Annotated in this window: 12 protein-coding genes; 6 read left to right on the plus strand and 6 right to left on the minus strand. The window is 61.1% G+C overall.

What is annotated here, in order from left to right:
- Positions 1–345: 345 nt before the first annotated feature.
- On the minus strand, positions 346–2,037 hold the full coding sequence (locus tag MPJ51_RS15335; protein ID WP_298388526.1) for an adenylate/guanylate cyclase domain-containing protein: 1,692 nt from the start codon (positions 2,035–2,037) through the stop codon (positions 346–348).
- 142 nt (positions 2,038–2,179) lie between these two features.
- On the minus strand, positions 2,180–3,121 hold the full coding sequence (gene trxB / locus MPJ51_RS15340) for a thioredoxin-disulfide reductase (protein WP_298388528.1): 942 nt from the start codon (positions 3,119–3,121) through the stop codon (positions 2,180–2,182).
- 228 nt (positions 3,122–3,349) lie between these two features.
- Between trxB and MPJ51_RS15345 the strand changes: the two genes are divergently transcribed.
- Positions 3,350–3,850 carry an Lrp/AsnC family transcriptional regulator gene (locus MPJ51_RS15345; RefSeq protein ID WP_298388530.1) on the plus strand — a complete coding sequence of 167 codons (501 nt, stop codon included), beginning with the start codon at positions 3,350–3,352 and terminating at the stop codon, positions 3,848–3,850.
- A gap of 119 nt (positions 3,851–3,969) precedes the next feature.
- Here the strand turns inward: MPJ51_RS15345 and MPJ51_RS15350 are convergent, their stop codons facing one another.
- The 4 genes from MPJ51_RS15350 to lgt all read right to left on the minus strand — a co-directional run bounded on the left by MPJ51_RS15350 (position 3,970) and on the right by lgt (position 8,188).
- Complete coding sequence (locus MPJ51_RS15350) at positions 3,970–4,752, minus strand: Hint domain-containing protein (protein WP_298388532.1); 783 nt, start codon at positions 4,750–4,752, stop codon at positions 3,970–3,972.
- 732 nt (positions 4,753–5,484) lie between these two features.
- Complete coding sequence (gene pgeF, locus MPJ51_RS15355) at positions 5,485–6,243, minus strand: peptidoglycan editing factor PgeF (protein WP_298388534.1); 759 nt, start codon at positions 6,241–6,243, stop codon at positions 5,485–5,487.
- Positions 6,240–7,304, minus strand: a complete 1,065-nt coding sequence (locus MPJ51_RS15360) for an SAM-dependent methyltransferase (protein ID WP_298388536.1) — start codon at positions 7,302–7,304, stop codon at positions 6,240–6,242. The genes pgeF and MPJ51_RS15360 overlap by 4 nt, the downstream gene beginning before the upstream one ends.
- A complete protein-coding gene (lgt, locus tag MPJ51_RS15365; protein ID WP_298388538.1) occupies positions 7,301–8,188 on the minus strand; it encodes a prolipoprotein diacylglyceryl transferase in 888 nt (295 codons plus the stop codon). Before lgt ends, MPJ51_RS15360 begins: the two co-directional genes overlap by 4 nt.
- Before the next feature lie 98 nt (positions 8,189–8,286).
- Here lgt and MPJ51_RS15370 point away from each other — a divergent pair, with 98 nt between their 5' ends.
- From MPJ51_RS15370 to MPJ51_RS15390, 5 genes are all read left to right on the plus strand, one after another.
- On the plus strand, positions 8,287–8,535 hold the full coding sequence (locus MPJ51_RS15370; protein WP_050604795.1) for an accessory factor UbiK family protein: 249 nt from the start codon (positions 8,287–8,289) through the stop codon (positions 8,533–8,535).
- A gap of 313 nt (positions 8,536–8,848) precedes the next feature.
- Entirely contained in the window at positions 8,849–9,349 is a 501-nt protein-coding gene (locus MPJ51_RS15375; RefSeq protein WP_298388543.1) for a YbjN domain-containing protein, read from the plus strand.
- A 40-nt stretch (positions 9,350–9,389) separates the two neighbouring features.
- Complete coding sequence (gene proC / locus MPJ51_RS15380) at positions 9,390–10,205, plus strand: pyrroline-5-carboxylate reductase (protein ID WP_298388545.1); 816 nt, start codon at positions 9,390–9,392, stop codon at positions 10,203–10,205.
- Positions 10,198–10,536 (plus strand): tRNA-binding protein, encoded by a 339-nt coding sequence (locus MPJ51_RS15385; RefSeq protein ID WP_298388547.1) that lies wholly within the window; start codon positions 10,198–10,200, stop codon positions 10,534–10,536. The genes proC and MPJ51_RS15385 overlap by 8 nt, the downstream gene beginning before the upstream one ends.
- The coding region (locus MPJ51_RS15390; RefSeq protein WP_298388549.1) for an NAD(P)-dependent oxidoreductase at positions 10,536–11,242 on the plus strand (707 nt) is incomplete at its 3' end. The genes MPJ51_RS15385 and MPJ51_RS15390, both read left to right, overlap by 1 nt.

Below are 11,242 nucleotides of genomic sequence, written 5' to 3' on the forward strand. Positions count from 1 at the left end.
CCGCCATTCATCAGCAGTTCCAGATCGCAGATCTGGCGCGGGCTCAGATCCCAGCTGGTCAGATCGGCGGCCTCAACCTTCAGTTTCTGGGCCGATTCATAGGAAACATACAGTTCGGGGATGGGGGCCAGGTTGCTTAACATCGTCATCAGAATACTCTTGTCGCAGTGTCGATTTACTGGTGGGTCTTTGGGGCTTGTCCGGCATGTGCCCTGACCGTGTGCCAAAGTCCACCAGCACCGGGGAAACAAAGGACGATATGCGTGGTTTTTTTCGGGAAGGGAAGGATTTTCCAGCCTTTTCCGCGAAAAGCGACCGTGGTTCTGCGAAACAGCAACAATCCGCTTAGCCTGAGTATATGTGTTCCTCACCGTGAACCGACGGATCGAGGTCGGCGGCCCGGGTCACGGGCAAGGCCGGAACCGGCCGGGTGACGCCGCGCAACTGGAACAGGCGGATGTCTTCGGTCCTTACGGTGACATCAGCGGCCTGCAGCAATTCGTCCGAGACCAGCAGTTCCACACCCAGCGCCTTGGTCTCGCTTTCCAGACGGCTGGCGACGTTGACTGCATCGCCGATGATCGTGCGTGCGGCATGGCCCGCCGCGCCGATCTCGCCCAGAACCAGATCGCCCAGATGCAGCCCCATGCCGATCCTGATCCGCGGGCTGCCCTCGGCCTCCAGTTGCTGATTGAACCGATCCAGCGCGTGGCTGATATCGATCGCCGCATTCAGCCCGGCCCGGGCCGAACTGGCCGCGTCGGGTTTTTCGAACACTGCCAGCAGCCCGTCGCCCATGTATTTATCGACCACGCCGCCCTCGTCGGTGATGGCCGGAACAATGGCGTCGAAGAACCGGTTCAGCAGAAAGACGATATCATAGGGCAATTGCCCCGTTGTGCGGGCGGTAAAGCCGCGCATGTCCAGAAACAGAACCGCCAGCTGCCGTTCCTGCCCCTGACTGGCATGGGCACGGTTGAGGCCACCGTCAGGGCGGAACACCCGGAACACGGTGACCGGCTCGGTCGGGCGAATCTGGCAGGCCAGCCGGGTCTGGGGCGAGGCCCCGACGGCGGCCAGACTGCGCGCCTCGACATCGCTGGGTGGGGGGAGCTGATCGGCGCCATCCTCGACAATCACCCGGCAGGTGGTGCAGCGCCCCTTGCCGCCGCACAGCGCCGTGTGCGGGATGCCTCTGGCCTGCGACATTTCCAGCAGGGTCATGCCTTTTTCGGCCACGGTATCCGGGCCGTTCACATATCGCACGCGCACCGAATGTCGGCGCCGCCACAGCTTGCGCCCCAGATAGATCAGCCCGACCAGAACAAGCGACGCCCAGAAGGTGGTCAGTGCGTTTTCCCTGACGACATTCATGGCCTGAAACTGCTCGGATGTGGGCCAGTTGTAATGTTCGATATACTGGCTGCGCAGCTCTTCGATGGCGAAATCCGCCCAGATGCGCCGCCCTTCGGTCAGCAGCCCGGCCATGGCAAAGGCGGGGATGAATACGGCGACGCCGATCAGATAGGGCACGATCTGCCGCCACCAACTGGTCAGGCGCAGCCACATGTGCAGCCCGATACAGCCATGTATCCAGACCACGAACAGCAGCAGGCTCTGTTTCCAGATCGCATCGTTCGGCCACATCAGAATGATGATATAGCCCATCTCATCATTGATATTGTAAATCTCGTTGGCGTAACGGGTGTGAACGATATGGCTGATCAGTTGCAGTGGAATCAGCAGGCCCAGAACCGCCTGCAAGGCGACGCTGAATGGCATGCGCAGGGTGCGGCGACGGGCCAGCGACAGCAGCGCCAGCCCGGCATGGGTCAGCAAGGCGGCATAAAGGATGACGGTGCCGATCCCGTGCCGTGTGACCGTGGTTCGCGTGTCCTGCATTCCGTGCAGGAAATCGGTATGAAACAGGCCAAGGCCGATATTGATAAAGTGGAAAAACGCATAGGCGAACAGGATCAGGCCGCTGCCGATCCTAAGCCGGGTCTCCCACCCGCCGCGCCAAAGTGCGTTGTCCAATACCGCCACCCGCAGATGCCTGAAGTTGTACGAGTGTGCGGCCCTGCTATCTGGCGGTCAAGTCAGGGCCCGGTCCCAAAACGGTGAGAACCGGGCAAATTGCGCCTTGGACGGGCAGATATGCGCCAATCCTGCTGGTGACTTAGTCCTGTTCCGCCAGAAAGCGTTCCGCATCCAGCGCGGCCATGCAGCCCATCCCGGCGCTGGTGACGGCCTGACGGTAGACATGGTCGGTCAGATCGCCTGCGGCAAAGACACCGGGGACCGAGGTCTCGGTCGTGCCGGGTTTGGTCACCACATAACCGCCCATATGGGTGTCCAGCGTGTCCTTGACCAACTCATTCGCGGGGGCGTGGCCGATGGCGACAAAGACGCCCTTGCAGGGGATCTCGGTGATCTCGCCGGTTTTGACATTTTTGACCCGCACACCTTCGACACCCAGCGGCGCATCGGTGCCGATCACCTCATCCAGTTCGTGGAACCACAGCGGCTCGATCTTGTCGTTCTTCAGCAAGCGGTCCTGCAGGATTTTCTCGGCCCGCAATTCATCCCGGCGGTGGATCAGGGTGACCTTGCTGGCGAAGTTGGTCAGAAACAGCGCCTCTTCCACGGCGGTGTTGCCGCCGCCGATCACAACGATTTCCTGCCCGCGATAGAAGAACCCGTCGCAGGTGGCGCAGGCGGATACGCCAAAGCCCTTGAATTTCTCTTCCGACGGCAGGCCCAGCCACTTGGCGCGGGCGCCGGTGGCCAGAATGACCGCGTCGGCCGTGTAGGTGGTGCCACTGTCCCCCTTGGCGGTGAAGGGGCGTTGGCTGAGGTCCAGATCGCTGATGATGTCGCCGATCACCTCACAGCCCATGGCTTTGGCGTGGTCCTGCATGCGGACCATCAGGTCGGGGCCCTGCACCTCGGTATCGCCGGGCCAGTTTTCGACCTCGGTCGTGGTGGTCAACTGGCCGCCGGGCTCGATCCCCTGCACCAGAATCGGTTCCAGCATCGCGCGGCTTGCATAGACGCCGGCCGTGTATCCGGCCGGGCCTGACCCAATGATCAGAACCCGGGTGTGTCGTGTGTCGGCCATGGTACCCTCAACTCAATCTGCCTCGACGGACATGTTGTCCGTGCGCTTGGATATAGCGATCGGGGGGCAGGGCTTAAACCCCTTTCCTGCGGGCACCCGGATATGCGTATGGGATCAGGCAGCCGGGGCTGAAATCCGTTGAGAATAAAGAATATTGCGTATGCGCGAAACATTATTGCGCATTTCCGGCCTGCTGTTATAACAACCGAAAAAATCACGGAGCATAAGATGGTCACGACCCGGCTGGATGAGATTGACCGCAAGATTCTGGCAGAGTTGCAGGCAGACGGTCGCATGACCAATGTCGAACTGGCCAAACGCGTCGGAATCTCGGCCCCGCCCTGCCTGCGCCGGGTGCGCACGCTTGAGGAATCGGGCTTTATCCGCGGCTACCACGCCGAGGTGAATGCCCGCGAACTGGGATTCGAGGTGCAGGTCTTTGCCATGGTCGGGCTGGAAAGTCAGGCCGAATCCGAACTCAGCGCTTTTGAAGAGCGCTGCCGCGAATGGCCGCTGGTCCGGGAATGCCACATGCTGAACGGCGAGGTGGATTTCATCCTGAAATGCGTTGCACCCGATCTCAGCAGTTTTCAGCAGTTTCTGACGGGTGAGCTGCTGACCACGCCGAACGTGGCCAGCGTCAAGACCTCACTGGTTATCCGAGGCGCAAAAGACGAGCCAGGCGTGCCATTTGACGTCCTGGAAGACCGGATGAACCGTACGGCCTGATCCCCATCGCCGCATTGCTTGCGCAACACGGTCGCAGAAATGCGACCACGGTCAGGGAAAAGACCCATAAAAGAATGATCTGCATGATGCCCCCACACTTGCAGTAATCGTTAATCAACTTACGCCGTAATTGCGTCGATCTCTCCGTCACCGGCACGCGGATACAGAAGCGGACCGAAATCACTCAGCGATTCTATATGTGAGAATAAATTCAGATAAATAGAACGCAAGGATTGGCTGATCATCCGGGCCGCATTTATGCCGGGGTGGTAGGTTTCGAACTCCAGCCCATCGACGCGAATCACGGAATGGCGCGGCAGGCAGATGTGAAACAGCTCGACCGGGGTCGGGGGCAGGGTTTCAATCACGTTCATGCCGTCCTGAAATTCGTGAACCGGGGTCAGCATCGGCTGGCCTCCGTTGAGATGGCGCAGATGCGCAGGCGTGCCCAGCAGACGCGCCGACGGTCCGGTGATCACACCCGACATCGGCTTTTGCATGCCAAACGTGTCGGCCATGATGCGGGTCAGCGGACGGGTGCGCCCCCGCGAATCCTCACGCCCCGGGATCAACGTGACCGAGCCTTTCCACAATACTGGTTGCGAGGTTCCGTCCTGTGTCAGCACGGTGTCACCGGGCAGCAGGTCCTCGATCGCCATCGGCCCTTGTTCGGTTTCAACAACCGAGCCGCGGGTGAAGGCACAGAAGGCGTCCTCGAACATGGGTAGCGCCGGTGCGATATGGCGGTTTTGCGAGATATCCCCGTTGGGCAGCAAGGTGCTGACCTCATAGCGCCGCAACTGCGCCTTTTGCTTGGTTCCCGGCCTGGGCGCTTCGCGCAGAATGGCTGAAGTACCGATGGCGTTCTGAGCCGCCCGGGTCAGTGAATTTGGAATAGTCATTTATATTCCGTCCCCTCTCAAACTCTGAATTGGCGCGCTGAACCCCCGTGCATGCATGCCAACCAGCTGTGTTCTTTGCCCGAATGGTGGGGTCTTGTCTGACCGGTTGCCGCAGTGGCCCCGTGTCATGAAAGAAAACCGTATTGAACTGGTCAAAACTTTGACCCCCCAGGCAAACTCGCAACTCGCGGGCGAAAATTACCCACGTACATATGCTCCGATACAAAGCCACAAACCCCTCTGCAGCAGCACACGCCAGAGCCGGAGCATCACCGGCGTGCGGATATTTACGTTGCGGGACCGGCAGCTTTGGTCCCGTGGTGTCTTCTGTATCAGCGGCGTGCGGCCAGACGGCGCGCGACCCTCACAGAATTGCTGGAAACCCGCTTCCAGGGCATTTCAGGTTCCTGATCCCGAACAGCCGCCATGACAGCGCTGAGAAAGCGTGATTTCGTCTTCATATTCGTGTCCTGCTCTTTGGGGATTACGACCCCAGTTATTCCTTTAGATCCCTACCGTGACGCGGGTTTGCGGCGCGGATAAGGCCCATCCGGGATGAATTCAGGACAAAATGAAGGTTGTGTGTACCTCTTTCTTAACCAGATCAGGCGGTTCAGAGAACAGAACCGGATAACCACCTGAGTACTCGTGAAAACTTGAAACGATTCTGACTCTCATAAACACAAACAATGTGGCGGAATCTGGGCAAAGCTGCCTTATTTCGGTCCAGAACTACAATCTGATTGCAGAAATAAGGCGGCCATAGTCGGCTTCTTTGGCATGGGTTGACCGGCGGTAGGAATAAAACCGGTCCGGGTCCGAATATGTGCAGTGCCGCGTCCATTCCGCCTGTCCGACACCGGCCTCGCGCAGCCGGTGCAAGCCGAAGGCGGGCAGGTCGAATTGCAGCCGATCCCCCTGCCCATTGGCGAAGAAACGAGTGTTATCGGGGGTGTCTGCCACAAAATCGTCCAGAAACTCGGGTCCGACCTCATAGGCTGATTGGGAAATCGAAGGGCCGATCACGGCCGAGATGTTCTCCCGCTGCGCGCCCAACGCCTCCATCGCCTCCAATGTGGCTTCCAGCACGCCGTCCAGCGCGCCCCGCCATCCGGCATGGGCGGCGCCGATCACATTTGCGTCAGAATCGGCGAATAGGACCGGCTGGCAATCGGCGGTCAGGATGGTCAACGCCAGACCCGGGGTCGCAGTGACCACGGCGTCGGCTTTTGGCTTGTCGCCGTTTATGGGCGCCTCGACCGTCAAAACCGTCGGTGAATGCACCTGATGCACGCCGACCAGCGCCTCGGACGGCACATCCATAGCTTCGGCCACGCGGCTGCGGTTCAACGCGACCGCCTCGGTCTGGTCCGAGGAGCCGTGCCCGCAGTTCAGCCCTGCGAAGATGCCGGACGACGCGCCGCCGCGGCGGGTGAAGAACCCGTGGCGCACAGGCGACAGCAGGTCCGAGGTCAGAATTTCCAGTGTCATGGTTCCAGTCCCGGTGGCGGCGCTGCGGTGGAAGGGTAGAGTCCCAGCACCTTGAACAGGTTTCCCATTTCATCGGGATGCGTCAACCGTCGATGTGCGGCGATCACCGTGTCGCGAGCCTTACCGTCCGCATCGGCCAGCGCCTGTGCTCGCGTCGTGATGCCCAGTCGCTCCAGAAACACGCCCTGCGGGGTCAACCGTGTATGGGCGCACCCCGCGGCCTTGGCTGCCCGCGTCAGAGGTTCGAAATCCACATGGGCGGTCAGATCGGCCTGACCCGGGTGTGCCAGCGGATCGGCGGTTTCATGCGCGCGCAGGGCCTGAAAGGTGTCGCCCAGCGAATGCCAGTCGCCATAATCGATGATCAGTGCTGCGCCGCCGTTGGATGTGATGCGTCTGGCGACCTCGGTCAGAATCGGCAGGGCGGGGGCGCAGATCTCGACCAGATCACCGTCCTGAGTGTCCTCCAGCCGATGCGTCAGTGCCACCTGTGGGGCTTGCGCCCCCAGTCCGAAGGTCAGCGTATCGCCGTCCGCCCCGATCAGCCGTTCGCGCCAGCCGTCGCCGTCGCGCAGGAACTGGCGGATGGGCAGGGCGTCGAAGAATTCGTTCGCAACCAGAAACAGGGGCAGGTCGGGCAGATCGGTGATTGTGTCGACCCATCGGGGCGCGTGATCGCGCAGCGTTTCGACCTGAACCGCGCGCAGGGTCGGCGAGGCGTCAAGCAGCACAACCTGCGCCGCGTCGTGAAACCCCGGCACACCGCGCGTGGCCCGCAGGATGTCGCCCATCAATGTCCCGCGCCCCGGACCCAGCTCGGCCAGCGCGAACTGCGACGGACGCCCCTGATCCAGCCAGCTTTGCGCCAGACACAGGCCGATCAACTCGCCGAACATCTGGCTGATTTCGGGTGCGGTGATGAAATCCCCCTGCACGCCTAGCGGATCACGGGTGGCGTAATAGCCGAATTCGGGATGCAGCAGACATTCGGACATGTAGTCGGCGACGCTCATGGGGCCATCCAGCCGGATGCGGGCCTGCAGATGGTCCAGCAGGCTCATGCCGTGCGCCGAGCCCTTAACGCGAACCACAGGCCGAGGGCGATCATCGGCAGCGACAGAGCCTGTCCCATGGTCAGGCCATAACCGCCCACATGCCAGGCCAGCCCCAGCGGATTACCGGGTGAGACGAACTGTGCATCCGGTTGGCGAAAAAACTCGACCACAAAGCGCGAGGCGCCGTATCCGGCCAGAAACAGCCCCATGATCAGGCCGGGCCGCTGGAATGCGCCGCGCCGATAGACCAGCCACAGCAGCAGGGCGCCCAGCAGCAGGCCCTCCAACGCGGCCTCATACAGTTGCGAGGGGTGTCGCGCGCACATGCCCGCAACAACGCCGGGGCAATCCTGCGCCGCCATGCCGGGGAAGATCACCGCCCATGGCAGCTCGGACGGGCGGCCCCACAGCTCGGCATTCACGAAATTCGCCAGCCGTCCCAGCAACAGCCCGGGCGGCACCGTATAGGCGACCAGATCGCCCAGCGACAGGATCGCGATTTTGTGGCGGCGCGCATACAGGTAAGACGCAAGGATCACCCCCAACAGGCCACCGTGAAAGGCCATGCCGCCCTGCCAGACCTGCACGATCTCGGCGGGATGCGACAGATAATAAGAGGGCTGGTAGAACAGCACAAAGCCCAGCCGCCCGCCCAAAATGACGCCGATGATGATCCAGGTAACCAGATCCTCGACCTGCTCCGGCTTCATCGGCGGCGTCTGATTCTGCCACAAGGCCGGACGCAGCAGCGCCATCATGGCCATGCGCCAGGCAATCAGGATGCCAGCGATGTAGGCCAGGGCATACCACCTCAGGGCGAACTCCATCCCGAACAATGAGATCGAGAACAATTCGGGCGACAGATCGGGGAAATTCAGAACAGCCTGCATGTGCGTCTCATTGCCCGGGGTTTGCAGGGCAAGTCAACCTTGAGCCCGCGCCATTCTTTACCCATATAGGGGTCAACCGCGATATCGGAGTTAAACCCATGCAAACCCGCAACAAGATCCTCGACGATGTTTCCCAACTTATGACCAACGCCATGGGCGTGGCGCAGGGCGCACGGGAAGAGGCCGAGAATGCGATGAAGTCGATGATCGACCGCTGGCTGGCCGACCGCGATTTCGTCACGCGCGAGGAATTTGATGCCGTCCGCGCCATGGCCCAGAAAGCGCGCGAGGAAAACGCAGCGCTTGAGGCGCGCATCGCCGCGCTTGAGGCGAAACTGGACAAATAACGCGCCACTACCTGAAATTTCGGGACAACAACATCCAACGCGCAATCCGATGCCGGATTGTGCGGTGGGGTGCAGTTTGACGCATCGCGGAATTTAATCAAGACAAAGCTGCTCGGGTCGCCAATATTTTGACCTCCGTTGCCAGCTGTCCACAACTTATTGCTGTTATCCCCAATAAATAGGGTTGCCAGAACCCTGCTCGCATCGCACCATATTTAGTACAGGCAGACGGGTAAGCCCCGGCTTGTAGATAAAGCAACTAGCGCTGGGGCGCTGCCAGCCCTGAAATGCTAGAGATGAGTGAGGTGGCATTATGGCCCTTTCCGAGCAGTTTCTCGAAGAAGACCTTCATCCAATCGACATCGTTGAACATCTGGCCGAACATCACGACTGGGATTTTGATCGCATCGGGGATGATCAGATCGCTATGGCCGTCGAAGGCCAGTGGCGCACCTATTCGATCACGCTGGCCTGGTCCAACTATGACGAAACCCTGCGGATGGTCTGTTCATTCGAGATGGAGCCGCCAAAGGATCGCGATGCCGAACTGTATGAGTTGCTCAACAAGATGAATGATCAGTGCTGGGCAGGGGCGTTCACCTACTGGGCCAATCAAAAGCTGATGGTCTATCGCTATGGTCTGGTTCTGGCCGGTGGCCAGATGGCCAGCCCGGAACAGATCGACACCATGATCAGCGCCGCCGTGCTGAGCGCCGAGCGTTACTATCCCGCGATCCAATTGGTGACCTGGGGCAATCGCAGCCCCGAAGACGCGATGCAAGTCGCCATTGCAGAGGCCTACGGCCGCGCGTAAAGCTTTGCCCCGAACCGGTATGTGAAGGGGAGGGGCAATCATGGACATGTCACGTGTCGCTGAACAGGGGCTTGTGCTTTTGGGCTGCGGCAAGATGGGATCGGCCATGCTCGCCGGATGGTTGGAGCATGGCCTTCCTGCGTCCTCGGTCTGGGTGATCGATCCGTACCCCTCGGATTGGTTGAAGGCGCTGGGCGTCAACATCAACACAGCCCTGCCCGAAGCACCCGCCGTTGTGCTGGTGGCCGTCAAGCCGCAGATGATGGGTGAGGCCCTGCCCGCGATCAAGGCACTGGGCGGGGGTGGTAGCCTGTTCATTTCGGTCGCTGCTGGCACGTCGATTGCCACGTTCGAAGGCGTGCTGGGCGAAGGCACTCCCATTGTGCGCGCCATGCCGAACACGCCCGCCGCGATCCGGCAGGGGATCACGGCGCTGATCGGGAACGCGGTAAGCTCGGATGCGGATGTGGCCATGGCCGAAAACCTGCTATCCGCGATTGGCGAGACCGTCCGGTTGCAGGATGAGGCGCAGATGGACGCGGTCACCGGCCTCAGCGGATCGGGTCCGGCTTATGTCTTCCACCTGATTGAAACTTTGGCTCAGGCGGGAGAGGCGCACGGGCTACCGCATGAATTGGCGATGAAGCTGGCCAAATCCACCGTAGCCGGGGCCGGGGCGCTGGCCATGGCGTCCGAGGAAGACCCCTCGCAACTGCGCATCAACGTGACCTCTCCCAACGGCACCACGCAAGCCGCGCTTGAGGTGTTGATGCACGAAGAACAGGGCTTCCCCGATCTACTGCACCGCGCCGTCAAGGCCGCGACCAACCGATCCAAGGAGCTTTCGCGTGAGTGAGATCAGCTTTGACGACTTCCTCAAGGTCGATATCCGCGTGGGTGAGGTGATCCGCGCCGAACCCTTCCCCGAGGCCCGCAAACCCGCAATCAAGATGTGGATCGACTTTGGCGATGAGATTGGCGAGCGGAAGACCTCGGCCCAGATCACCGCGCATTACGATCCCTCGACGCTGATCGGCAAACAGGTGATGGCGGTGGTCAACTTCCCGCCGCGCCAGATCGGTAAGTTCATGTCCGAGGTGCTGGTGCTGGGCCTGCCCGATGACAGCGGTGAGATCGTTTTGATCGGCCCGGATGGTGAGGTTCCCATCGGCGGAAGGATGCATTGATGAGGTTGCTGATTGCCCGCCCGATGACCGAAGCAGTCGAGGCCCGCGCCCGCGCGGAGTTCGACGTCGAAATCCGCAGCAGCACGCAGCCGCTGAGTGATGAGGAAATGCGCCGTGCGCTGACCGAGTTCGACGTGGTTGTGCCCACGCTGGGTGACCAATTCTCGGCGCAGGTTTTCGCGGACGTCCCCGCGCCACGCTGCAGATTGCTGGCCAATTTCGGCGTCGGTTACAACCATATCGACGTGCAGGCTGCCCGGGCTGCTGGCCTGCAAGTGACCAACACCCCCGGCGCGGTCACGGATGCAACGGCGGACATTGCCATGACCTTGCTGCTGTCCACCGCCCGCCGCGCGGGTGAGGGCGAGCGGTTGGTGCGCAAAGGTGAATGGCAGGGATGGCATCCGACTCAGATGCTGGGGCATCACGTGACGGGCAAGACGGTGGGCATCGTCGGCATGGGGCGGATCGGTCAGGCCATCGCCCGGCGTTGCCATTTCGGCTTTGGCATGCAGATCGCTTATCAATCCCGCAGCCCCAAGGACTTGGATTTCCCGGCGGACTACATCCCCGACCTTGGGGCATTGGCCGCTGCCGTTGATTTCCTCGCAATCGCTGTTCCGGGTGGTGCGGATACCCGTCATCTGATCGACGCAAAAGTGCTGGAGGCAATGAATCCTTCAGCCATCCTGATCAACATCGCACG

It is taken from the genome of Ruegeria sp. (assembly GCF_028066395.1).
GTDB lineage: Bacteria > Pseudomonadota > Alphaproteobacteria > Rhodobacterales > Rhodobacteraceae > Ruegeria.

Coding starts and splice junctions, on each gene's coding strand:
- MPJ51_RS15375 (WP_298388543.1), top strand. CDS start 8,849: ATGGCCCTTTCCGAGCAGTTTCTCGAAGAAGACCTTCATCCAATCGAC.
- MPJ51_RS15345 (WP_298388530.1), top strand. CDS start 3,350: ATGGTCACGACCCGGCTGGATGAGATTGACCGCAAGATTCTGGCAGAG.
- lgt (WP_298388538.1), bottom strand. CDS start 8,188: ATGCAGGCTGTTCTGAATTTCCCCGATCTGTCGCCCGAATTGTTCTCG.
- proC (WP_298388545.1), top strand. CDS start 9,390: ATGGACATGTCACGTGTCGCTGAACAGGGGCTTGTGCTTTTGGGCTGC.
- trxB (WP_298388528.1), bottom strand. CDS start 3,121: ATGGCCGACACACGACACACCCGGGTTCTGATCATTGGGTCAGGCCCG.
- MPJ51_RS15350 (WP_298388532.1), bottom strand. CDS start 4,752: ATGACTATTCCAAATTCACTGACCCGGGCGGCTCAGAACGCCATCGGT.
- MPJ51_RS15360 (WP_298388536.1), bottom strand. CDS start 7,304: ATGAGCCTGCTGGACCATCTGCAGGCCCGCATCCGGCTGGATGGCCCC.
- pgeF (WP_298388534.1), bottom strand. CDS start 6,243: ATGACACTGGAAATTCTGACCTCGGACCTGCTGTCGCCTGTGCGCCAC.
- MPJ51_RS15370 (WP_050604795.1), top strand. CDS start 8,287: ATGCAAACCCGCAACAAGATCCTCGACGATGTTTCCCAACTTATGACC.